This window comes from Aeromicrobium endophyticum (genome assembly GCF_003586285.1).
Lineage (GTDB): Bacteria > Actinomycetota > Actinomycetes > Propionibacteriales > Nocardioidaceae > Aeromicrobium > Aeromicrobium endophyticum.
Genome location: NZ_QUBR01000002.1, coordinates 1414623 through 1438209, shown reverse-complemented (window position 1 = coordinate 1438209; position 23587 = coordinate 1414623). Strand labels below are relative to the sequence as shown.

Here is a 23587-nt window from a genome sequence, read left to right as displayed (position 1 = left end):
CCCGGCGGGTGACCGGGGTGGGGGGAAATCAGGGAGTCGCGACCTAGGAGGACTTGACCTTGTAGGTCTTGGACGTCGCGGGGGCCTGCGTCGTGCTGCCGGCGTAGGCGATGCGCAGCTTCCAGGTCCCCTTCTTGAGCTTGGGAAGCTTGACCGTGGCCTTGCCGTTCTTGATGGTCACCGTGACGGTCTTCTTGCTCTTGCCCTTCGTGATCGTCACCCGGGCCCGACCGGACGGCTTGGTGCCCGATGCCGTGGACCTCACGGTGATCGTCGCCTTGCCTGCCTTCTTGCTCGTCGGGCGCTTCGAGACCTTGACGACGGGCTTGGCTGTGCCGGCCTTGACCGCCGGCGCGGGCGCCGGAGCGGGAGCGGGCGTCGGGGTCGGCGTGGGGGTGACGACGATCGGCGCGGTGTCGGCCGGCAGGGGCTCCGGGGTGCCGAAGGTGACGGAGACCGGGCCTGCCGGCTTGGCTGCGTCACGCGGACCGCCCGAGCTGTACCAGTAGGACGACTGGCCGGTCTGCTTCTGGAAGTCGACGAACTGCTGGGGGAACGAGCCCCAGCCGGAGACGGTCGTGTTCTGCGCGGTGCCGGTGCCGGTCTCGACCGGCACGCCCCGGTAGGCGGTCGTGCCCGTGAAGCCGTTCGCGGTGATGTTGGCCTCGGTGAACGTGGCCAGCGTGACGGTGCGGGGTGCGAGCGTCTCCCATTTGGTGGGGTCGGCGCCCGGGTCCTGGCTGGAGGCGGCGCCGTAGCCGCTCAGGTCGGCCGTCAGCGTCGCGGTGTCGTTCGGAAGGACGACCAGCTTCGGGTTGGTCGCCGTCCAGTAGGTCATGCCGCCGTAGAACGCCGAGGTGAAGGAGCCCGTCCAGCTGATCGTGCCCGATCCGTCCGAAGCGTCGAAGGAGCCCGTTCCGGCGGAGAGACGAACGCGGTTCTCGGTCTTCGATGCGGCGTTCGACGCCGAGACGGCCGTGCCGTTCCTGTCGAGGCACTTGGTTTGCCAGATGGGGGTGACCCACGGGCTCGTCCGTCCGGGCTTCTCGATGCGGACGTTGCCGTCGATGGCCTTGTAGAAGCCGTCGGCGGCGGTCCACATCCGGCTCGACTGGGTGTTGCCGGCCGTGCCGGCCGACAAGAAGTTGCAGCCGCCGGCGAATGCGCCACCGCCCTGCTCGTCGTTGAGGTTCCAGACCAGCGAGGCGTCGGTGACGTCCTGCGGGGCCGCCTGCGAGGGTGAGGCGAGGGCGATGAGACCGCTGGAGGCGAGGACGGTCGCGATCGCGCCAGCGAGCCCGCGACGGGTTCGAGTGGTGAGGGACATGACTACCTTTCGGTTCGGGTGGCGGAGTAGACGAAGGGTGCGACGCCCACGAGGGCGGAGGCGGCGAGCAGAGCACCGCCGAGGATCCAGACGCCGGTGGTGTCGGTCGACCGGTCGGGAGCGGCTCGCAGTCCGTGGACGGCCGAGACGGGCCGGGTCTGGAGCACCGGCGCGGCGCCCAGCACCGCCTCGGGGGCCACCGGGGCAGGCAGCGCAAGCGGCGACGCGGGCGCGGTGGCCGGCTGCACGGGCTGGGCCAGCGGACGGTCGGCGCCGGGGCCCGAGCCGGACGACTTCTTGCGCTGAGTGACCGGCGGCTTGACCGTGAGGGGTGAGCCCGCGGCGTAGCTGACGGTCACCGGCTTGGCGACCTTGTGGGCGTCGGCGGCGCCGCCGCTGGAGTACCAGTACGAGCCGGTGCCGGACGCGTTCTGGAAGGCGACGAACGTCTTCGGGAACGACCCCCAGTCGGGCGAGCTCTTGGTCTGGACGGAGCCTTCAGGGGCGTCGACTCCCCTGTATTCGGGGGTCACCGAGAACCCGAGGTCAGCCGAGAGATCGACTGTGCGGAGGTCGGCGAGGACGACGCCGGGCTGGGGCGCGACCGGTTTCCACTGTGAGAGGTCGTCCATCGACGAGCCGTAGCCGCTGAGCGTGGCGGTGAGGGTGCCGATGCCGTTCGCGACGGTGAGCTGCGGATCGGTCACGTAGAAGAAGCTGTAGCCCGAGTAGTAGAGCACCGTGAACGAGCCGCTCCACCGGATCGTCGCCGACCCCTTCGTCGGATCGACCGTGCCGGTACCGCCGCCGATGACGACCTCGTGACCGCTGAACGGGCCGTTGGTGCTGGTCATGGTCCTGCCCTCGGTGTCGGTCTGCAGCCCCGCCCACGTCGCCGGCGTCCAGGAGCCCTTCAGGTACTTCTTGATGGCGACGTGTCCGTCGGTCTGCTTCCAGCCCGCCGACGTGAGCTTGGTGTTGCCCTTGCCCGGGTCGGCGATCTTGCCGGCCGAGAAGAAGTTGAACGTGCCGGGCGCGAAGGCCTTGTTGTTGGACTCGTCGTTGAGCCCCCAGCGCAGCTGCGCATCGGAGACGGAGAACGCGCCGGTCGGTACCGGTGGGGTGGTCGGCGCAGGAGTCGTCGGCGTGTCTGTCGGCTCGGACGTCGGGGCGTCTGTCGGCTCGGACGATGGCGAGGGCGTCGGCTCGGAGGTAGGGGCCGACGTGGAGGGGCTGGCGGGCTCCGACGCGATCGGGCCGGGCGTACCGGGATCGCCATCGGCGGCCAGCGCCATCGTGGCCGAGCCCAGGAGCACGGCGGAGGTGACGAGCACCGCCAGGGCGGTGCGGATCTCAGACCGCATGGGCTGCTCCTGCCGTCGGTGCGGCGTCGACCGACGACCTGCGCGTGCGGCGGATCGCGCGCACCCGCATCGTCGCGAACGTCACCGCGATCAGCAGGGCGATGACGGCCAGGGCCAGGAAGGCCCAGGGCAGCCAGGCCGCCGGTCCGTCGTCGTCCGAGGCGTCCGCCGCCGCGGCCGGATCGGCGGCGATCGGGAAGTTGACCTTCGGAGTGGCGCCGGAGGCCGCCCCCGTCAGGCGCAGCACGTGGGTGCCCGCCGCGGTGCCGGCCGGCAGCTGCAGGACGCCGGCGATCTCGCCGGACGGGCCCGCGCTGAGGGGGCCGACCGCGGCGCGTCCGTCGTCGAGGGTCGCCACGACCTGCTCGCCCGGGCTGAAGCCGGCTCCGGTGAACGACAGGACACGGCCCACGACCGCGGTGCCGGGGTCGACGGCGGCGGCCGCGTCGGCCGCCTTGGTGACCGGAGCCGTCGGGCTCGGGGCGGGCGCCTGGGCCGAGGGGGCCGCGACGGCACCGCTGCCGGTCGCGGGGGCCGCCGTGCTCGGCTGCGCGGCGGGCGCCTGGCCGGTCGCCGCGGCCTTGAACGACACGGGCGTGAAGGTCTCGTTCCTCGCGTTCTTGACCCCGTGGGCGCCGATCGTCATGACGCCGCAGGTGACCTTGGTGCAGTCGATCGTCACCGACCTGCCCGCGCGGTCGACGGTCTTGAACAGTGCGCCGGGCACGGTCATCTCGGTCGACCACGTGCCGTCGGCCTTGATCGTCCCGCCGTTGGCGGCGTCGGCGGTGTCGCTGCCGGGAAAGGCCACGAACCGCTGGTAGCCCTGGTTGTTCTTGCTCTCGCTGTCAGGCACATAGCTGTAGTTGTTGCCGACCTGGCCGCCCTTGCTGGGCTGCCAGGTGCCCTTGACGGTGCCGAAGAAGACGTAGATGCCGCCATGGCCGCCCTTGATCGACTGGAAGCCCGAGCCGCTGACCCGGATGGTGGTGGCACCGCTCGGGTCGACCGTGGCGGAGCCCTGGGCGTTCGTGACGCTGACGCGTGCCGCGGCCTGGGCGGGCGCGGGGACGAGCAGGGCGCCGGCCGTGAGAGCGGTGATCATCAGGAGCGCGCGGATCCGCATGCTGCCTCCTCGGTGCTGGAGCGGGGACGGGTGTCGATCAGGTGGGGCAGGACGACCAGGCGTCCGTGGTGGTCGATGACGTCGACGGGATGGCCGTAGACCTCGCCGAGGACGTCGGGTGTCAGGACGTCGCGCGGCGCGCCGTCGGCCTGCAGACGGCCGCCGGCGAGCACGCAGACGCGATCGGCGTGGGCGGCGGCGACCGTGAGGTCGTGCAGCACCGCGACCACGGCATGACCCTCGGCGGCCAGCTGCCGGGCCTCGGACAGCACCTGCTCCTGGTGCCGGATGTCGAGGGCGGCGGTGGGCTCGTCGAGCAGCACCAGCGAGGTCTGCTGCGCGAGCACGCGCGCGAACGAGGTGCGTGCCTTCTCGCCGCCCGACAGGGTCGGGAACGAGCGCTCGGCCAGGTCGAGGACGTCGGTGCGCTGCATCGACTCGGCCACCACGACGTCGTCGAGGTCCTCCTCGGGCCGCCGGGCCCAGGGAGCCCGGCCCATGCGCACGACGTCGACGGCACGGAAGCCGAACGCGAGGCGCTGCTCCTGGGGCAGCACGGCCCGGCGTCGAGCGAGCGCGGCCACCTTCCAGCGGTGCAGGTCGATGCCGTCCAGCTCGGCCCGCCCGGACGCGGGCTCGACGTCGCCCGACATGACGCTCAGCAGCGTGGTCTTGCCGGCTCCGTTGGGGCCCACGAGCGCGACGAGCTCGCCGGGCACGACGGTCATGGTGACGTCGTGCAGGATCGGGTGCCCGCCCAGCCGAGCGGACACGCCGGTCAGTCGCAAGCACAGGTCGCCGTGGCTCATGCCCACCCTCCCGCGGTCCGGCGGGTGCGCCGCAGCAGCCAGAAGAAGAACGGCCCGCCGACGAGCGACGTGAGCATGCCGATCGGCAGGTCGGCGCCGGTCATGGCCGTGCGGGCGATGAGGTCGGCGCCCAGCAGGAGCACGGCACCCGCGAGCGCGCTGGCCGGCACGAGCACGCGGTGCCCCGGCCCGACCAGCATCCGGATGAGGTGGGGCACGACGAGGCCCACGAAGGCGATGATGCCTGCGAACGAGACGGCCGCCGCGGTCAGCAGCGCGACCAGCACGATCGCGACCAGGCGCAGCCGCTCGACGTCGATGCCGACGTGGCGGGCCGCCCGGTCGCCCAGGGCGAGCACGTCGAGCCGGCGGGCCATCAGCATCGCCCCGACCAGCCCGACGACGACCAGCGGCGTGACCACGCCGACGTACTCCCAGCGGCTCCCGTTGAGGCTGCCGAGCTGCCAGAACACGATCTGCTCGCGCTCCTGCGTGTCGCCGAGGAAGATCATGAGTGCGAGGCCGGAGGCGCAGACCGCGTTGACCGCGATGCCGGTCAGCACGAGCGTCACGACCTCGGTGCGGCCGTCGGCGCGTGAGAGCGCGTAGACCAGCAGCGTCGTGATGAGGCCGCCGACGAAGGCGAACAGGGCCGTCGTCCACGTGCCGATGAGCTGGATCTGGAAGACGATCACGATGGCGGCGGCGAAGGCCGCTCCGGTCGAGACGCCGACGACGCTGGGCTCGGCCAGGGGGTTGCCGAAGATGCCCTGCATCAGGGCGCCGGCCGTCGACAGTGCTGCCCCCACGACGACGGCCAGGGCGATCCGCGGGAAGCGCACCTGCCACAGGGTGTTGTCGCCCTGCGGATGCGTCGGCATGGTGCCCCAGTCGAGGCCGATGCGGTGCATCAGCGAGCCCCACACCTCGTGGGCGGGGATCGCGAGCTGCCCGCGGCCGGCCGCGTAGAGCGTCAGCAGCACGAGCGTCACGCCCAGCACGGTGAACAGCGCGGTGGCGCGGGCGCCGTGACGGCGGGGGAGTGCGGGCGGCTGCTCGCTGCCTGACGCGGCGCGGGCCGGGAGGGTCGCGGTCACCTCACGGACTCCGGGGCGTAGATGGCCACGGCCAGCGAGTTGAGCACCTCGGCCGTGCGCGGGCCGAAGCTCAGCACCTGGCTGTCCTGCATGTCGACGATGCGGCGGTGCTGGCCCGCGGGGGTGTTGGCGATCGCGGGCAGCCGGTCGAGCAGCCCGTCGACGCCGCCGACCGACTCCAGGCCCTTGGTCATCATGATGATCAGATCGGGCTGCGCGGCGATGATGGCCTCGTCGTTGACCGGCTTCATGCCGTTCCAGCCGATCTCCTTGGTCACGTCGTAGCCGCCCAGGGCGTCGATCAGCCCGTCGGCGCCCGAGCCCTCGCCGAACATGTAGTAGACGCCGGCCTGGCCGCGGACGTACAGGAAGACGGTCCGCAGCTTGTCCTGGACGGTCTTCGGCGCGACCTCGGCGATGGCGGCCCGCGTCGAGTCGGTCTCCTTCTCGATGCGCTGACCCAGCTGCCTGCCCTCGGCCGGCACGCCCAGGGCGTCGGCGACCTGCTGGGTCAGCGACGCCACGTTGTCGAGGCTGCGCTTCGAGTCGGTGACGACGACCGGGATGCCGGAGTCGCGCATCTGCAGGATGACGTCCCACGGCCCGAGCGAGGTGTCGGTGAGGATCACGGTGGGGTCGAGCGCCAGGATCGACTCGGCGTTTAGGTCGTGGCCGTTGCTGGTCACGAGCGGCAGCTTCGTGGCCTCGTCGAACTGGGTCGAGACGTCGCGGCCGACGACCTGGTCGCCGAGCCCGAGCTCGAAGACGGTCTGCGAGAGCGTCCCGTAGATGTCGAGCGCCAGGATGCGGCTGGTGTCGGTGATGGTGACCTTGGTGCCCTGGGCGTCGGTGACGGTGACCGGCAGGGACTGCTTCGGCGACGTGGCGATCGGGTCGATCGCCGTGTCGGCGAGAGAGGCGTGCGTCTCGCCCTCGTACGCCTTGGGGTCGGGGAGGATCTTGGCGGTCGCGAGGTCGACCGCGGCGACGTCCGAGCTGCCGCCGTGACCCGTGCCGCCGGGCGTGGCGCCGCACGCCGCGATCAGGGCGGTCGCGAGGGAGAGGGCGGCGAGGCGGCGGACGGTGGGGAGGGCAGGGCGGCGCACGGGGATCCTTCGGGGTGAGGCGCTGAGCCATTTCCTGCGTCAGCGTGGCAAGGGCAGGCTAACATTAGTGAGGGTTGCCTACCCATAGTGTGATGTATGTCATGACACATTGTCAGATCAAGATGACCATGTGTCATAATCGATCCACCCCTCTCAGTCACCCAGGAGCCGTCATGACCATCACCGCCGAGACGCAGGACGCGTCCCTGTCGGCCCTGCTGCGCTCGGGCTCGCAGGCCGAGCACACCGCGGCCGAGGGGTCGACCTTCATGTCCGAGCTGCTCGCCGGCCGCATCGACGCGGCCGGCTACGCGCACTTCCTCGGTCTCCTCCGCCGTGTGTACGAGGCGCTCGAGGGCACGGCGGCCGAGCTGGCCGCCGATCCTCTCGCGTCCGCGGTGATCGACCCGGCCATCGAGCGGCTCGCCGCGATCGACGCCGACCTCGACCACTGGGGGCGCGTGACGGTCGACAGCCCGGCCGCCGACGCCTACGTCGCGCGCATCCGCGAGTCGGCGTCGTGGGGCGGCCTGTTCGTCGCGCACCACTACACGCGCTACCTCGGTGACCTCTCGGGCGGCCAGGCGATCGGACGCATCATCGCCCGCGAGTTCGGCCTGGTCGACGGGGTCGGCACGGCCTTCTACGCCTTCGAGCACGTCCCCAAGCCCAAGCTCTACAAGGACGCCTACCGTGCCCGGCTCGACGCGCTGCCGCTCGACCACGCCGAGCGCGAGCGGGTGCTCGACGAGGTCAAGACGGTGTTCTCCCTCAACGGCGGCCTCTTCGCCGAGATGACCACCCACCTCGACACCTACCGCCGCCCCTGACGTCGAGGAGGGACTCACGGACCTCTGAGGAGAGACTCCGCGGCGCCGGAGACGCGCCGCCAGTCTCTCCTCGGGCCACCACGAGTCTCTCCTCGGCATCGGGGTCGGCGATTGGCTTCCGGGCCGTGCCGTGCGGGAGGATGGGGCCGTGGCTCATGTGACGATCGTCGGCGGCGGACCCGGAGGCTACGAGGCGGCGCTGGTCGCCTCGCGACTAGGGGCGGAGGTCACGCTGGTCGAGCGTGACGGCATCGGCGGCTCGACCGTCCTGACCGACTGCGTCCCCAGCAAGACGCTGATCGCGACGTCCGACCTGCTCACCGACGTCAGCACGGCCGGCGAGCTCGGAGTCCAGGTGCCGGCGTCGATCCGCGCCGACCTGGCCGCCGTCGACTCGCGCGTGCTGGCTCTGGCGCAGGCGCAGTCCGACGACATCGCCCACCGTCTCGCGCTCAGCGACGTCGTCATGATCGACGGCACCGCGACGATCGAGACCGCCGGATCGGTGCGGGTCGACACCGCCGACGGATCGCAGGTCATCGAGACCGACGCGATCCTCGTCGCCACCGGCGCCCACCCGCGTGTCAGCCCGACCGCCCAGCCCGACGGCGAGCGCATCCTGACCTGGGAGCAGGTCTACTCCCTGCAAGAGCTGCCCGAGCACATGATCGTGGTCGGCTCCGGCGTCACCGGCGCGGAGTTCGCCAGCGCCTACAACGGTCTCGGTGCGGCCGTCACGCTCGTGTCGAGCCGCGACCGGGTGCTGCCGGGCGAGGACGTCGACGCCGCCAACGTCATCGAGGACGTCTTCACGCGGCGCGGCATGACGGTCATGGGCAACTCGCGCATGGCATCGGTCGAGCGCACCGCGTCCGGCGTGCTGGTCACGCTGACCGACGGCCGGACGGTCGAGGGCTCGCACTGCCTGCTGGCGCTGGGCTCGATCCCGAACACGGCAGGTCTCGGGCTCGACGAGGTCGGCGTGCTGCTCGACGATGCCGGCTTCATCAAGGTCGACCGCGTCTCGCGCACCACCGTCCGCGGCATCTACGCCGCCGGCGACTGCACGGGCGTGCTGATGCTGGCCTCGGTCGCGGCGCAGCAGGGACGGATCGCGATGTCGCACCTGCTGGGCGACGCCGTGCACCCGCTCGACCTCAACAAGGTCTCGAGCAACGTCTTCACGTCGCCCGAGATCGCCACGGTCGGCATGTCGCAGAAGCAGGTCGAGGACAGCGACCTGCAGATCGACGTCGCGATGCTGCCGCTCGCGTCCAACGCCCGGGCCAAGATGCAGGGCGTCCACGACGGCTTCGTCAAGATCTTCTGCCGCCGGGGGATGGGTGTCGTCGTGGGCGGAGTCGTCGTCGGGCCTCGGGCCAGCGAGCTCATCCACGCGCTGTCGCTCGCGGTGTCGGCGTCCTTGACGGTCGACCAGGTCGCCGACGCCTTCACGGTCTACCCGTCGATGTCGGGATCGGTCGCCGAGGCGGCACGGCGTCTGCACCGCCTCGACTGACGGTCGTCCGGAGAGTCCGGCGAGGTCCTGGGACGGTCCTGCCTGCAACCGCAGGAATGACACGCTTGTAGTTCGCGCGATTGCCGATTTCCGGTCGCATTTCAAGAAAAACTGTGGGCATAATCGTCCGGCGACCACTCTGGTCACACCAGTCACAACAGTCACAGGAATGGACTTCCCCCATGCTTTCCTGGAGCCCGGCTCGACGCACGTCCGCTGTCGCGATCACGCTCGTGGTCGCGGCCGGCCTGCTCGCGCCCTCGTCGGCGCAGGCCGCCGGCACCGACGTGACGACGTCGCCGGTCGCACCGACCGACGCTGCCGCCGCGACGCCGGCGCCGGACGCCGAGGTCACGTCGACCCCGGTTCCGGGCGTGGTGGGGGTCGCCGAGGCATCGGGCAGCGCGAGCAGCGATCTCGTCGCCGAGCTGCCCAAGACGTCGACGTCCGACTTCCGCATGGTCGGCGTGACGTGGACCGCGGGTCCGACGACGGGCGTCCAGGTCGAGGTGCGCACGCGCACGGCCGGCACCTGGTCGTCCTGGACGCCGCTGGGCCTCGAGGTGCAGGACGGCGAGGGCGGCCGGCCCGGCACCGAGCCCCTGTGGGTCGGTGACGCCGACGGCGTGGCCGCACGGGTCACGAGCACCGGGGGAGCGCTGCAAGGCGTCCGCATCGACACGATCGACCCGGGATCAGACGACGCCGGCACCGGCACCGGTACGACGAGTGCCGCGTCCACGACCGTCGCTTCGTCTCCCTCTGCGGCCACCGCAGCGTTCAGCACGAGCTCGTTGGGCACGGCCGCCTCGCGCACGACCTCGCTGGGCACGGCGTCGCTCGGCGCAGCGGCCACCGCGGCCGACGGCGCCCCGTCGTACACGCCGCAGCCGGCGATCATCTCCCGCAGCGCCTGGGGCGCCGAGCCCGGCACGCCGTGCGACACCCCGGCGGCCGGCGACCGCACTCGCGGCGTCGTGGTGCACCACACCGCGGGTACCAACTCGTACACCGCCGACCAGTCGGCGCAGATCGTCCGTGCGACCCAGGCGTACCACGTGAAGTCGCGCAAGTGGTGCGACCTCGGCTACAACTTCCTGGTCGACAAGTACGGCCAGATCTTCGAGGGCCGCCGCGGCGGCATCGACCGTGCGATCCGCGCCGCCCACTCGGGCAACGCCGAGGTCAACACGTACGCCATGGGCGTCTCGATGATGGGCAACTACGACGAGGTCAAGCCCACGCCGGCTCTCAAGGACGCCATGGTGAGGCTGATCGGCTGGCGCCTCGGCACCAACTACCTCAAGGCCAAGGGCACCTACTCGATCGGCGGCAAGACGCTCAACATGATCGCGGGACACCGCGACGTGCTCAGCACGGCGTGCCCGGGACGCTACGGGTACGCGTGGCTGTCGGAGGCCGGCGGGCTGCGCGACCGGGTCGAGGCGTACATGGCGGGCTACTCCAGCACCGTCAAGTCGCGCTACGCCGCGATCGGCTCGGCCACCGCGGGGCCGATCTTCATCGGCGAGGCGCAGACCTCGACCGGCAGCCGCCTGCGTGCCAAGTACCTCGATCTCTACGCCAAGGGCGCCGCCGGCACGGGGACGGTCTTCGCCATCTCGGGTGCGGCGCGCGACGAGTACGACCGCCTGGGCTCGCGCACCGGCGTGCTCGGCTACCCCGCCGGCGAGGCCGTGGCCGTCACGGGCGGCACCCGCCAGAACTTCGACGGGGGCTACGTCCTCACAGCCGCCGCCACGGGCCGGGCCACCGCGTACAACGCCGCCGGCGCCGTGATCACCGGCAGCGGACAGGCCGCTCCGGCACCGGCCGCCAAGCCGGCCAAGGTCGGACGCATCAGCGTCACGCCGGGCAAGAAGTCGGCCCGCCTGCGCTGGTCGGGCGTGGCCGGGGCGACCTCGTACGAGGTCTGCCTGGTCGCCACCAAGACCAACCGGTCGTGCGACCGCGTCGCACGCGGCGTGACGTCGCCGACCGCGCTGATGTCGAAGCTGAAGCCGACCCGCGACACCGACTGGTACGCCAAGGTCCGCGGCGTCAACGGCAGTGCGAAGGGCGCCTACTCGTCGCTCAAGGGGTTCAACCTGAAGAGCTCGAGCTCGCGCACCAAGCAGTCGTCCGTCTCGTCGGTCTCCACGGCCTCGTTCGCGTCCACGGCGTCGTCGGCGTCCTCGGTCTCGTCGGCCTCGACGACGCCGGCGGCCTCCGACCGCGTCACCGTGCCGGCATCGGGATCCATCACGGTGATGGGTCACGGCTACGGGCACGGCATCGGCATGAGCCAGTACGGCGCCCAGGGCGCCGCCCGCGCCGGCGTGGCGTACGCCGGCATCCTGGCGACCTACTACCCGGGCACGACGCTGGCCACCCGCGGTGGCTCGATCCGGGTGCTGATCTCGCAGGACACCTCGGACGCCGTCGACGTCCGCGCCGCCTCGGGCCTGAAGTTCCGCAAGACCGGCACGTCCTACCGCAAGTCGCTGCCGACCCGCATCGGCGGCCGTGCGGTCAAGAGCTGGCGGATCGTGCGGGTCTCCTCCAAGAAGACCCAGTCGACGCTGCAGTACCGCACCTCGACGAAGTACCGCTCGTACAAGGGCATCCGCTGGACCGGTGACGGCCAGTTCGAGGGTCCGTCCCGCATCGGCCTGATGCTGCCCGGCGGCACGGTCGCGTACCGCGGGGTGATCCGCTCGGCCGTCCCGTCGAAGGGGTCGACGGCGCGCGACACCGTCAACGTGCTGCCGGTCGAGCACTACGTGCGCGGCGTCGTGGCCGCCGAGATGCCCGCCGGCTGGGCCCCCGAGGCGCTGAAGGCACAAGCGGTGGCGGCCCGGACGTACGGCGTGCGCAGCCTCAACCCGTCGCGCTACTACGACATCTGCAGCACCACCGCGTGCCAGGTGTACGGAGGTGCCTCGCGCGAGACGGCGGCGACCGATGCCGCGGTCCGGGCGACGAAGGGCCAGTACGTCTCCTACCAGGGTGCGCCGGCGATGACGCAGTTCTCGTCATCCTCGGGCGGGCGCACCTCGGCAGGATCGCAGCCCTACCTCGTCGCCGGGGACGATCCGTACGACGGCTGGGCGGGCAACCCCAACCACGCCTGGACGATCTCCGTTCCGGCGAGCACGATCCAGAAGGCGTACCCGTCGATCGGGACGCTCAGGTCACTCACCGTCACGCGTCGCACGGGTGGCGGCGACTGGGGTGGCCGCGTCGCCAGCGTGACGCTGCAGGGATCGTCGCGGAGCGTGACGATCAGCGGCAACGACGCCCGGTGGGCATTCGGTCTCAAGTCCAATTGGTTCAGCTTCGGCAGTTAGGTTCTTCACATGCGTTTCATCTCGGGGGCGATCGTCGGGGCCGTGCTGGCCACGTCCATGACGTACGTCGCAACAGGCTCGGCCCAGGCCGACGACATCGTGGCTCCGCCGGCGTCCGCCGGCGCAGCCGACGTGTCGAGCACGACGGTGCCCGCCGCACCGCAGGCACTCTCCGCGGCCAGTGCCGACGGCTCCGACCTGGTGGCCGAGCTGCCCGCCCGGGGCACCGACGACTTCGGTCTCGTGGGCGTGACGTGGGACAGCGGCTTCGACGCCACCGGCATGGTGGTCGAGGTCAGGATGCGCACGAACGGCACCTGGGGCACCTGGCAGGAGCTGCACATCGAGGGCGTCGACGACACCGAGGGCGGTCGTCCCGGCACCGAGCCCCTGTGGGTCGGCACGGCCGACGGCGTGGCGGTCAAGGTGACCAGCCCCACCGGTCTGCGTCCTGCAGGCCTCAAGGTCGACACGATCGACGCGGGCGCGACGCCGAGCGACCCCGCGGCGGCGAGCAACGCGGTCTACCGCACGTCGTCGGCCGGCACGGTGACGGCGGCCGCCGCCACGGCGCAGCCCCCGATCATCCTGCGCTCGGGATGGGGTGCCGCACCCAACACCAAGTGCGACACGCCGACCGTCAGCAGCGGCATCATGGGCGCCGTCGTCCACCACACGGCGGGCACCAACTCGTACACGGCGGCGCAGTCGGCGCAGATCGTGCGCGCCACGCAGGCGTATCACATGAAGTCGCGCAAGTGGTGCGACATCGGCTACAACTTCCTGGTCGACAAGTACGGCCAGATCTTCGAGGGACGCAACGGCGGCATCACCCGCGCCGTCCGGGCCGCTCACTCCGGCAACGCAGCCGTGAACACCTACACGATGGGCGTCTCGATGATGGGGACGTTCGACAAGAGCGCCCCGACGCAGGCCACCAAGGAGGCCGTGGCCAAGCTGATCAGCTGGCGCTTCGGTCTGGCGGGCATCCCGGCCACCGGCACCTACTCGCTCGGCGGCAAGACGCTCAACCGCATCGCGGGACACCGTGACGTCGTCGGCACGGAGTGCCCGGGCGCGGCTGCGTATGCCTGGCTCGGCGAGCCGGGCGGCCTGCGCGCGAGCGTCGCCTCGGGTGCCGGCTCGTCGACGCCGATCACGCAGATGGCGTCGAGGCTGGGCGCCGGGATGACCGGCTCGCTGGTCGCCGCCGAGTACCCGTTCTACACCGCGCCCAAGGGCACGAAGGCCCGCTACCGCAACCTCGACATCATCTCGTCGCGCTTCGGCACGTACGCGGTCAAGGACGTCGTCCGGTCGCGCTACAAGTCGCGCGGCGCCCAGTCGGGCGTCCTCGGCGTGCCCACGACGTCGCAGATGGCGTCGGCGCGTTCGCAGGTGCGCCTGCAGCGCTTCCACCACGGCACGATCTACCGGGTCAAGCGCAAGAACAAGCCGCTCGTCGCCGTCGCCGTCTACGGACGTCTCGAGAACAAGTACATCTCGCGCGGCGAGCTGAGGGGCAAGCTCGGCGTGCCCACCAAGACGCAGCGCAAGATCTCGGGCGGACGTGAGCGCGTCTACTTCAGCAAGGGAACCTTGACCCTCGAGGCGAACGGTCGCATCACGGTGTCCGTGAAGTGATCGCCCTGGCACGGGCCGCCGCGATCTGCGCGGCGGCCAACGCGCTGTCCCTGGCCGTCGCGGCCTGGGTGTTCGACCGCTTCGACGTCCGGCTGGGTTGGTTCGTCGTCGCCGTGGTGCTGTTCACGGTGCTGACGATGGTGCTGCGGGGCGTCGTGGTGAGCACCGTCAACCGCTTCGCGCGCGGCTACACGATCGCCGGCGGCCTGGTGCTGACGCTGCTGGTGCTCGTGCTGACGGAGGTCGCGGTGCCGCGCGACGGCTTCTCGATCGACGGGTGGGGCACCTGGGTGGGCGTGACGCTCATCGTCTGGGCGGCGAGCGTCGCCTTCGGCGAGGTTGACAACGTCGCCCCGGTGGCACAGCGCCGCTGACCGTCCTGGACATGCGGAGAACCGCACCTCTTTCCGACCGGAAAGAGGTGCGGTTCTCCGCATCTCTGGGCTGGTTATTCGGCGGGGGCGTCCTTGATCTCGGCGACGACCTCGCCCGAGCCGATGGGTCCGCCGACCTCGACCGTGAGGCCCGTGACGACGCCGGCCTTGTGGGCGTTGATGGGCTGCTCCATCTTCATGGCCTCGACGACGATGATCTGATCGCCCGCGGCGACGGTCTGACCCTCGGCGGCGGTGACCTTGACGACGGTGCCCTGCATCGGCGCGACGAGCGAGTCGCCCGATGCGGCCGCGCCGGCGGCCTTGCCCGCCTTGCGCTTGGTCTTCTTGGCGCCGCCGGCCGAGGCAGCCGATGCGCCCAGGCCGCCGGGCAGGACGACCTCGACGCGCTTGCCGCCGACCTCGACCACGACGCGCTCGCGCTCGGCGGGCTCGTCGGCATCGGCGGACGCGCCCGAGTAGGGCTCGAGCTGGTTGTCGTAGTCGGTCTCGATCCACGTCGTGTAGACGTCGAACGAACCGCCCTCGGCGGTGAACGCGGGGTCGTCGACGACCGAGCGGTGGAACGGGATGACGGTCGGCATGCCGTCGACGACGAATTCGTCGAGGGCGCGACGCGAGCGGGCCAGCACCTGCTCGCGGCTCGTGCCGGTGATGATGAGCTTGGCGATGAGGGAGTCGAACGCTCCGGGGATCGTCTCGCCCTCCTCGTAGCCGCCGTCGAGACGGACGCCGGGGCCCGACGGGGGAGCCCACTTGGTCAGCGTGCCGGGCGCGGGCAGGAAGCCGCGTCCGCCGTCCTCGGCGTTGATGCGGAACTCCATGGAGTGGCCGCGGATCTCGGGATCGCCGTAGCCGAGCTCCTCGCCCGCGGCGATGCGGAACATCTCGCGCACCAGGTCGAGGCCCGTGACCTCCTCGGAGACGCAGTGCTCGACCTGCAGGCGGGTGTTGACCTCCAGGAAGCTGATCGTGCCGTCTGCGGCGACGAGGAACTCGCACGTGCCGGCGCCGACGTAGCCGGCCTCGGTCAGGATCGCCTTGGACGAGGTGTAGAGGCGCTCGATCTGGTCGTCGGTGAGGTTCGGCGCGGGCGCCTCCTCGACGAGCTTCTGGTGACGACGCTGCAGCGAGCAGTCGCGGGTCGACACCACGACGACGTTGCCGTGGCTGTCGGCCAGGCACTGGGTCTCGACGTGGCGCGGCTTGTCGAGGAACTTCTCGACCAGGCACTCGCCGCGACCGAAGGCGCTGACGGCCTCGCGCACGGCCGACTCGTACAGCTCGGGGATCTCCTCCATCGTGCGGGCGACCTTGAGGCCGCGACCGCCGCCGCCGAAGACGGCCTTGATCGCGACCGGGAGGCCGTTCTCCTGCGCGAACGCAGTGACCTCGCTGGCGTCCTTGACCGCGTCCTTGGTGCCGGGCGCGAGGGGGGCGTTGGCCTTCTGCGCGATGTGCTTGGCCTTGGCCTTGTCGCCGAGGGCCTCGATGGCGTGCGGCGGGGGGCCGATCCAGATCAGTCCGGCGTCGATGACGGCCTGGGCGAACTCGGCGTTCTCGGCCAGGAAGCCGTAGCCGGGGTGCACGCTGTCGGCGCCCGAGCGCTTCGCGACGTCGATGATCTTCTCGATCGACAGGTACGACTCGGCGGGCGTCGAGCCCTCCAGCGAGTAGGCCTCGTCGGCGATGCGCACGAAGACGGCGTCGCGATCGGGCTCGGCGTAGACCGCGACGCTGCCGATGCCGGAGTCCTTGCAGGCTCGGATGACGCGGACGGCGATCTCGCCGCGGTTGGCGATCAGGACCTTGGCCAGGGGCTTGCTCACTGAGTCTTCTCCTTGTGCGACGGAATCCTGCCGCAGTCTAGGGCGTCGATTAGTTGGACGTCATATGAGGTTGCTTACGTCCCGATTGCCGAGAGAGGTTAACGGTTGTTAACATCGGGACATGACCTTCGCCTTGTCGCCCGAGCACGAGACCTTCCGTCGCAGCGTCCGCGAGTTCGCCGAGAGCGAGGTCGCGCCGCACGTCGCCGAGTGGGACAAGGCGCACCACTTCCCGCTCGACGTCGTCCGCTCGATGGGTGACCTCGGTCTGTTCGGCCTGACGGCGCCCGAGGAGTTCGGCGGCTCCGGCGGCGACTTCACGTCGCTGTGCGTGGCGATCGAGGAGCTCGGACGCGTCGACCAGTCGATCGGCATCACGCTGCAGGCCGGGGTGGGCCTCGGCATCACCCCGATCCTCGAGTACGGCACCGACGAGCAGAAGCAGCGCTGGCTGCCCGACCTCGTGGCCGGCCGCGCGCTGGCGGGATTCGGCCTGACCGAGCCGGGGGCCGGATCGGATGCCTCGGCGACCAAGACCAAGGCCGTCCTCGACGGCGACGAGTGGGTCGTCAACGGCTCCAAGCAGTTCATCACCAACTCGGGCAGCGAGATCACGTCGGTCGTGACGGTCACCGCCCGCACCGGCACCCGCGAGAACGGATCGCCCGAGATCTCGGCGATCATGCTGCCGGCCGGCACGCCGGGCTTCGTCGCCGAGGCGCCCTACGACAAGCTCGGCTGGCACATCTCCGACACCCACCCGTTGTCGTTCAGCGACGCCCGGGTGCCGGCCGACCACCTGCTGGGCGAGCGCGGGCGCGGCTACGCCCAGTTCCTGGCGACGCTCGACGACGGACGCGTGGCCATCTCGGCGCTCGGCGTCGGCTGCATGCAGGCCTGCCTCGACCTGTGCGTGCAGTACGCGGGCGAGCGGACGACGTTCGGCAAGCCGATCGGCACCAAGCAGGGCGTCGCCTTCCAGATCGCCGACATCGCCACGATGCTGAGGGCAGGGCGGGCGCTGACCTACCAGGCGGCCGCGCTGAAGGACGCCGGCGCGCCGGCCAAGGAGTTCAAGCAGGCCGCTTCGATCGCGAAGCTGTTCACGTCCGAGTCCGCCGTGACGGCCACGCGCATCGCGACGCAGGTGTTCGGCGGCTACGGCTTCATGGAGGAGTACCCGGTCGCCCGCTTCTACCGCGACGCCAAGATCCTCGAGATCGGCGAGGGCACCTCCGAGGTGCAGCGCATGCTCATCGCCCGCAGCCTCGGCCTGCCGGTCGAGTAGGTCGGCGGCCGACCCGGCGCTACGATCGCCCGATGTCGTTCGTCCGCGCCGTGCGCAGCCCGCTGGTGCTGTCGGTCGTCATCACCGTCCTGCTGGTGGTGACGTCCCTCGGGCTGACCCTGGTGCCGCCCGACGCGAGCGAGCCGGGCACCGACGAGCTGTCCGCGCTGCGACCGACGGGCGGCGAGGTGGCGATCTGGGCCCTCGCGGTCGTGGTGCTCTACGTGCTCGTGCTGGCGGGCGTCATGCTCGTGCGCTGGCTGCGGCGCCCCGGCCGGACGGCCGGCGAGTAGCCGAGGGCGTCGCCCCGCGTCTCGCCTCCCGCGACGGTAGGTCGAGCGACCGGGTCACCGCGCACGACGGGACGGCACACGGTGTTCACCGGAGCCCGCCGTCATAGGAGACGTGGTGCAGCCTCTCGTCTGGTGAGCGGCACCGGATCGCTCGACCAACGAGTGCTCGGAGGCTGTCGTGTCGTGTCGTCTGTGCGGGTCCGCCCGCCTCAGGAGCGTCCTCGACCTCGGGGCCACCCCTCCGTGCGAGCTGTTCCTCACCCAGGACGCCCTCGACCTGCCCGAGCCGACGTACCCCTTGCACCTGCGGCTGTGCGAGGACTGCCTGCTGCTGCAGATCCCCGCGCTGATCCTGCCCGAGGAGACCTTCGTCGACTACGCGTACTACTCCTCGTTCTCCGACTCCTGGGTCGAGCACGCACGGGCCTTCGTCGCCGACGCGATCGAGCGCCTGGGCCTGACGTCCGACAGCTCGGTGATCGAGGTCGCCAGCAACGACGGCTACCTGCTGCAGCACGTCGTCGCGGCCGGCATCCCGTGCCTCGGCATCGAGCCCTCGGTCAACGTCGGCGAGGCGGCGCGCGAGCGCGGCGTGCCGACGCTGACGACGTTCCTCGACGAGAACGTGGCCGACGAGGTCGTCGCCGAGCGGGGTCCAGCGTCGCTGGTCGTGGCCAACAACGTCTACGCCCACATCCCCGACCTGCTCGGCTTCAGCCGGGCGTTGCGGACGCTGACCGCCGACGACGGCTGGGTCAGCATCGAGGTGCACCACGCGCTCAACCTCGTCGCACTGGGTCAGTTCGACACGGTCTACCACGAGCACTTCCAGTACTACACCGTGCTGTCGATCAGCCGTGCGCTCGCGACGGCGGGCCTGACGGTCGTCGACGTCGACCTCGTGCCCACGCACGGCGGCTCCATCCGCGTGTGGGCCCAGCCGGCGGAGGTCGCCGGCGAGCCGAGCCGGGCCGTCGCCGACGCGCTGGCCGAGGAGGAGGCGGCCGGGCTGCACGCCGTCGAGGGCTACCTCGACCTCGAGCCGCGCTCGCAGTCGGTGCGCCAGGAGCTGCTGCGCTACCTGCTCGACGCGAAGGCCGACGGCAAGCGGGTCGTCGGATACGGCGCCCCGGGCAAGGGCAACACCCTGCTCAACTACTGCGGCATCCGGCCCGACCTGCTCGAGTACACGGTCGACCGCAACCCCTACAAGCACGGCCGGTTCACCCCCGGCACGCGCATCCCGATCCACGCGCCCGAGCGCATCGCGGACGACCGTCCCGACGTCGTGCTGGTGCTGCCCTGGAACCTCGAGACCGAGATCGCGGCCCAGCTCTCGTACGTCCGCGAGTGGGGCGGCGAGATCGTCGTGCCCCTGCCGCACGTCCACACGGTCCCGGCCCCTGCGGCCACCACTCCCACGGAGGTCCTGTCATGAAGGTCGTGCTCTTCTGCGGCGGCTACGGCATGCGCATGCGCAACGGCGACGCCGACGTCATCCCCAAGCCGCTCCAGATGGTCGGTCCGCGACCGCTGATCTGGCACGTCATGCGCTACTACGCGCACTTCGGCCACACCGAGTTCGTGCTGTGCCTGGGCTACGGCGCCAAGCAGATCAAGGAGTTCTTCACGACGTACTCCGAGACCGAGTCCAACGACTTCGTGCTGCGCGACGGCAAGGTCGAGCTGTTGTCGACCGACATCAGCGACTGGTCGATCACGTTCGTCGACACAGGCCTCGAGACGCCGATCGGCGAGCGTCTTCGTCGCGTCCGTCCGCACCTGAAGGGTGACGAGTTCTTCCTCGCCAACTACGCCGACGTCCTGTGCGACGCGCCGCTCGACGCGATGATCAAGGAGTTCCACGACTTCGGTGCCGCGGCGTCGATGATCGTCGTGCCGCCGCAGTCGTCGTTCCACATCGTCGACGTCGCCGACGGTGGCGGGGTCACGGGCATCTCGCCCGTCAGCGACCTGCCGCTCGGCGAGAACGGCGGCTACTTCGTGCTGTCGCAGGAGGTGTTCGACCACCTGCCCGAGAACGGCGACCTGGTCGCCGACGCCTGCACGGCGCTCGCGGCGCAGGGCAAGCTCTACGGCTACCGCTACGACGGCTTCTGGAAGCCAGCCGACACGTTCAAGGAGCGGGCCGAGCTCGACGCCGCGTACTCCGACGGAACGCGCCCGTGGGCCGTGTGGGAGGACCGCGGTGTGACCGCATGATCGGTCTCGGCCTGGGCGACGTCCGCGAGGTCGCCCTGCTGGCGGCCCACTGCGACGACCTCGCGATCGGCATGGGCGGCACGCTGCTGACCCTCAAGCAGACCTACCCCGACGTGCGCGTGCGGGCCCTGGTGCTCGGCGGTGCGGGCACGCCGCGCGAGGCCGAGGAGCGCGCCGCCCTGGCCGCCTTGGCCGGCGATGTCGACCTGACGATCCTCGACCTGCCCGACGGCCGGGCGCCCGCCCACTGGGATCGCATCAAGGACGCGATGGGTGAGTTCGCCCGCGCCGGCGACGCCGACCTGGTGTTCGCGCCGCAGCGCAACGACGCCCACCAGGACCACCGGCTCGTCGCCGAGCTGGCACCGACCGAGTTCCGCGACCACCTGATCCTCGGCTACGAGATCCTCAAGTGGGAGACCGACACCCCGCAGCCCGTGCTCATCCACCCGCTCGAGCCCGCCGTCGCCGCCGAGAAGCTGCGCGTGCTGATGTCGTCGTACGCGTCGCAGCAGTCGAAGGACTGGTACGACGAGGCTGCCTTCGCCGCGTTGATGCGCCTGCGCGGCGTGCAGTGCCACCACGAGCACGCCGAGGCGTTCGTCGTCGAGAAGCTCGTCCTCACCCTCACCGATCGTCGTCTCACAGGAGCCAGCTGACATGAAGGTCCTTCTCACCGGACACCAGGGATACCTCGGCACCGTCATGGCGCCGCTGCTCGCCGAGGCGGGGCACGACGTGACGGGCCTCGACACGGGTCTGTTCGCCGACTGCGTCATCGGGCCGGCCCCGCACGACCCCGAGACCCTCGCGGTCGACCTGCGCGACGTCACGCCCCAGCACCTGGCGGGTTTCGACGCCGTGATCCACCTGGCGGCGCTCTCCAACGACCCGCTCGGTGCGCTGGCCCCCGAGATCACCTACGACATCAACCACGCGGCCTCCGTGCGCCTGGCCCGGGCCGCCAAGCAGGCGGGCGTCTCGCGGTTCCTCTACGCGTCGACCTGCTCGGTCTACGGCTCGGCCGGCGACGACCTCGTCACCGAGGACGCCCCGCTGCGTCCGCTGACCCCCTACGCCGAGAGCAAGGTGCGCGTCGAGGCCGACGTCAGCGCGATGGCCGACGACGGCTTCCACCCGTCGTACCTGCGCAACGCGACGGCGTTCGGCTTCTCCCCGCGGCTCCGTGCCGACATCGTGCTCAACAACCTGGTCGGGCACGCGGTGCTCACCGGCGAGGTCAAGGTGCTGTCGGACGGCACGCCGTGGCGTCCGCTGGTGCACGCCCGCGACATCGCCTCGGCCTTCATCCGCACCCTCGACGCGCCGTCCGGCGACGTCCACGACCGTGCCTTCAACGTCGGCACCGAGGCCAACAACGTCACGGTCGCCGAGATCGCACAGGCCGTCGCCGACACGGTGCCCGGCTCACGCCTGTCGATCACCGGCGAGACCGGTGCCGATCCGCGGTCGTACCGCGTCGACTTCTCGCTGATCCGCTCGATCCTGCCGGGGTACGACGCCACCTGGTCGATCGCCGACGGCGCCGCCGAGCTGTTCGAGCACTACACGCGCCACGGCCTCACGCAGGAGTCGTTCGACCAGCGGTTCACGCGGCTCGCCGTGCTCACCCGTCGTCAGGCCGAGGGCACGCTCGACGAGAGCATGAGGCCCACGCTCCCATGAGGGCCGGAGCCACGAGGTCAGACGAGCGTCGCCCGCAGGGTCGCCCACGAACCGGCCGACCGGTCGCGCTGCGACACCACCGTGACCGGGTCGGGCCACGCGATGCCGAGGTCGGGGTCGTCGTGCGCGACCCCGAGGTCCTCGCCGGGCTCGTGCGGGCGGTCGATGCGATAGCAGACGTCGGCCCACTCGCTCGTCACCTGGAACCCGTGCAGGAAGCCGGGCGGGACGTACAGGTGCGCGTGGAGTTCGTCGTCGAGCTCAAACATCGCCTGCTGGCCGAAGGTCGGCGAGCCCGGCCGGATGTCGACCAGCACGTCGACGACCGAGCCGCGGGCACACCGCACGAGCTTGGCCTCACCGCGCCCGCCCCGTCCGTGCATGCCGCGCACGACGCCGCGACGCGACCGCGACTGCGAGTCCTGGGTGAAGTCGCCCGAGCGGACGTCGATGCCGGCGTCGACGGCGGCCTGGTCGAAGATCGCGGTGTCGAAGGTGCGGGTGAACCAGCCGCGGTCGTCGTGGAACGCCTCGGGCGTCATCAGCAGGACCTCGTGCAGGGACGTGCCGTCGACGCGCATGGGGTCATGCTGCCATGACGATGCCTCCCACGTGCTGCGCGTGCGGCTCGCACGAGACCGCGATCGTGCTCGACCTCGGCAGCGTCCCGGCCGCCGACACCTTCCCTCCGGTCACGAGGGCGCCCGAGGGCGATCCCGCGGCCGACGAGCGTCACCCGCTCGCGATGGCGCTGTGCCGTTCCTGCGGCCTGGCGCAGATCGCCCACGACGACACCGCCGCCGAGCAGCCGCTCGGCGTCGAGCCCCGCGCCCTCGTCGAGCAGGCCGAGCGCGCCGTGGCGGTCGCCGCGAGTCGTGGCTGGCTGCCGGGTGCGACGGTGCGCGAGTTCCCGAGCCCCCACGGCGGCACGTGGGTGCCGCTGGTGACGGGGCGCGGGCACGTCGAGACGTCCGGCCGCGCATCGGTGGTGCTCGACAGCTTCGGCGTCATGCACGAGCCCGACCAGCGGGCCGCGTGGCAGGCGCGGGCCGAGGCGACCGAGCCCGACGGCGTCCTGCTCGTGCAGTTCCACTCCCTCGCCGCGATCGTCCGCCTCGAGCAGTGGACGTCGCTGCGGCACGGCCACGCCGCCTACTACTCGCTGACGTCGCTGCAGCGGCTGCTGTCCGACGTCGACATGTCGCTCGCGGGCGTCGAGTCGTTCGACCTCTACGGCGGCACGGTGCTCGCCGCGGCGCGCCACGGCCGGCACGCGGCACCGTCCGACGTCGCGGCGATGCTGGACGACGAGAGCCGGCTCGGCGTCACCGACCCCGACGTGGTCTCCGGCCTGCAGGACGTCGTCGACCGCGACGTCACGGGCCTGCGGCAGTGGCTCGCGTCCCGCAGCGAGGAGGGCCAGCGCGTCATGGGCTACGGCGCCGCCTCCGTCGCCGTCGCACAGCTGGGTCTGGCGCGGGTCGACAGCCGGCTGCTCGAGGCCGTCGCCGACGCCTCGCCCGGCAAGCAGGGGCGCCGGATGCCCGGCACCGACGTGCCGATCATCTCGCCCGACGAGCTGGTCGCCGCATCGCCCGACCTGGTGCTGCTCACGCTGCCCGACCTGCTGCCCGAGCTCGAGACGTCGTACCCGCAGCTCGCGGGACGCTGGGTCGTGCGGGGGCGGTCGTGACGTCGTCC

20 protein-coding genes are annotated in these 23587 nt (G+C 71.3%); 12 read left to right on the top strand and 8 right to left on the bottom strand.

Annotated features, from left to right (window positions below; genetic code table 11):
• Positions 1–43 precede the first annotated feature (43 nt).
• The 6 genes from DX116_RS17530 to DX116_RS17505 are packed head-to-tail and all read right to left on the bottom strand — an operon-like array spanning position 44 to position 6829.
• Entirely contained in the window at positions 44–1327 is a 1284-nt protein-coding gene (locus tag DX116_RS17530; protein WP_119705465.1) for an Ig-like domain repeat protein, read from the bottom strand.
• Between the two features lie 2 nt (positions 1328–1329).
• The gene (locus DX116_RS17525) at positions 1330–2691 is read right to left on the bottom strand and encodes a hypothetical protein (RefSeq protein ID WP_119705464.1); all 1362 of its coding nucleotides are present in this window, start codon (positions 2689–2691) and stop codon (positions 1330–1332) included.
• Entirely contained in the window at positions 2681–3817 is a 1137-nt protein-coding gene (locus DX116_RS17520; RefSeq protein WP_199716115.1) for a hypothetical protein, read from the bottom strand. The genes DX116_RS17525 and DX116_RS17520 overlap by 11 nt, the downstream gene beginning before the upstream one ends.
• Complete coding sequence (locus tag DX116_RS17515; protein ID WP_119705718.1) at positions 3796–4626, bottom strand: heme ABC transporter ATP-binding protein; 831 nt, start codon at positions 4624–4626, stop codon at positions 3796–3798. The genes DX116_RS17520 and DX116_RS17515 overlap by 22 nt, the downstream gene beginning before the upstream one ends.
• On the bottom strand, positions 4623–5723 hold the full coding sequence (locus DX116_RS17510) for a FecCD family ABC transporter permease (RefSeq protein WP_119705463.1): 1101 nt from the start codon (positions 5721–5723) through the stop codon (positions 4623–4625). Before DX116_RS17510 ends, DX116_RS17515 begins: the two co-directional genes overlap by 4 nt.
• Positions 5720–6829, bottom strand: coding sequence for a heme/hemin ABC transporter substrate-binding protein (locus DX116_RS17505; protein ID WP_119705462.1), 1110 nt, complete (start codon positions 6827–6829; stop codon positions 5720–5722). Before DX116_RS17505 ends, DX116_RS17510 begins: the two co-directional genes overlap by 4 nt.
• Positions 6830–7002: 173 nt before the next feature.
• On the opposite strand from DX116_RS17505, the gene DX116_RS17500 reads away from it, so the two are divergent.
• The 5 genes from DX116_RS17500 (at position 7003) to DX116_RS17480 (ending at position 14546) form a co-directional block, all read left to right on the top strand.
• Complete coding sequence (locus DX116_RS17500) at positions 7003–7659, top strand: biliverdin-producing heme oxygenase (protein WP_119705461.1); 657 nt, start codon at positions 7003–7005, stop codon at positions 7657–7659.
• Between the two features lie 148 nt (positions 7660–7807).
• Positions 7808–9178 carry an NAD(P)H-quinone dehydrogenase gene (locus DX116_RS17495; protein ID WP_119705460.1) on the top strand — a complete coding sequence of 457 codons (1371 nt, stop codon included), beginning with the start codon at positions 7808–7810 and terminating at the stop codon, positions 9176–9178.
• Positions 9179–9360: 182 nt separating this feature from the next.
• Positions 9361–12528 (top strand): SpoIID/LytB domain-containing protein, encoded by a 3168-nt coding sequence (locus DX116_RS17490; protein ID WP_119705459.1) that lies wholly within the window; start codon positions 9361–9363, stop codon positions 12526–12528.
• A 9-nt stretch (positions 12529–12537) separates the two neighbouring features.
• Entirely contained in the window at positions 12538–14172 is a 1635-nt protein-coding gene (locus tag DX116_RS17485; protein WP_119705458.1) for an N-acetylmuramoyl-L-alanine amidase, read from the top strand.
• The gene (locus DX116_RS17480; RefSeq protein WP_119705457.1) at positions 14169–14546 is read left to right on the top strand and encodes a phage holin family protein; all 378 of its coding nucleotides are present in this window, start codon (positions 14169–14171) and stop codon (positions 14544–14546) included. The genes DX116_RS17485 and DX116_RS17480 overlap by 4 nt, the downstream gene beginning before the upstream one ends.
• Before the next feature lie 74 nt (positions 14547–14620).
• On the opposite strand, the gene DX116_RS17475 is transcribed toward DX116_RS17480, so the two are convergent.
• The gene (locus DX116_RS17475; protein WP_233556875.1) at positions 14621–16396 is read right to left on the bottom strand and encodes an acetyl/propionyl/methylcrotonyl-CoA carboxylase subunit alpha; all 1776 of its coding nucleotides are present in this window, start codon (positions 16394–16396) and stop codon (positions 14621–14623) included.
• A 121-nt stretch (positions 16397–16517) separates the two neighbouring features.
• Here DX116_RS17475 and DX116_RS17470 point away from each other — a divergent pair, with 121 nt between their 5' ends.
• The 6 genes from DX116_RS17470 (at position 16518) to DX116_RS17445 (ending at position 21886) form a co-directional block, all read left to right on the top strand.
• The gene (locus DX116_RS17470; protein WP_119705456.1) at positions 16518–17684 is read left to right on the top strand and encodes an acyl-CoA dehydrogenase family protein; all 1167 of its coding nucleotides are present in this window, start codon (positions 16518–16520) and stop codon (positions 17682–17684) included.
• A 32-nt stretch (positions 17685–17716) separates the two neighbouring features.
• Positions 17717–17977, top strand: a complete 261-nt coding sequence (locus DX116_RS17465) for a hypothetical protein (RefSeq protein ID WP_119705455.1) — start codon at positions 17717–17719, stop codon at positions 17975–17977.
• A 178-nt stretch (positions 17978–18155) separates the two neighbouring features.
• Positions 18156–19415 carry a class I SAM-dependent methyltransferase gene (locus DX116_RS17460; protein WP_119705454.1) on the top strand — a complete coding sequence of 420 codons (1260 nt, stop codon included), beginning with the start codon at positions 18156–18158 and terminating at the stop codon, positions 19413–19415.
• Positions 19412–20200 (top strand): glycosyltransferase family protein, encoded by a 789-nt coding sequence (locus DX116_RS17455; RefSeq protein ID WP_119705453.1) that lies wholly within the window; start codon positions 19412–19414, stop codon positions 20198–20200. The genes DX116_RS17460 and DX116_RS17455 overlap by 4 nt, the downstream gene beginning before the upstream one ends.
• On the top strand, positions 20197–20859 hold the full coding sequence (locus DX116_RS17450; protein ID WP_119705452.1) for a PIG-L deacetylase family protein: 663 nt from the start codon (positions 20197–20199) through the stop codon (positions 20857–20859). The genes DX116_RS17455 and DX116_RS17450 overlap by 4 nt, the downstream gene beginning before the upstream one ends.
• Before the next feature lies 1 nt (position 20860).
• Positions 20861–21886: an NAD-dependent epimerase/dehydratase family protein gene (locus tag DX116_RS17445; RefSeq protein ID WP_119705451.1), complete on the top strand. Its 1026-nt coding sequence runs from the start codon at positions 20861–20863 to the stop codon at positions 21884–21886.
• Between the two features lie 17 nt (positions 21887–21903).
• On the opposite strand, the gene DX116_RS17440 is transcribed toward DX116_RS17445, so the two are convergent.
• Entirely contained in the window at positions 21904–22467 is a 564-nt protein-coding gene (locus tag DX116_RS17440) for a dTDP-4-dehydrorhamnose 3,5-epimerase family protein (RefSeq protein ID WP_119705450.1), read from the bottom strand.
• Positions 22468–22481: 14 nt separating this feature from the next.
• On the opposite strand from DX116_RS17440, the gene DX116_RS17435 reads away from it, so the two are divergent.
• A complete protein-coding gene (locus DX116_RS17435) occupies positions 22482–23579 on the top strand; it encodes a transferase (protein ID WP_199716114.1) in 1098 nt (365 codons plus the stop codon).
• The last annotated feature ends 8 nt before the right edge of the window (positions 23580–23587 follow it).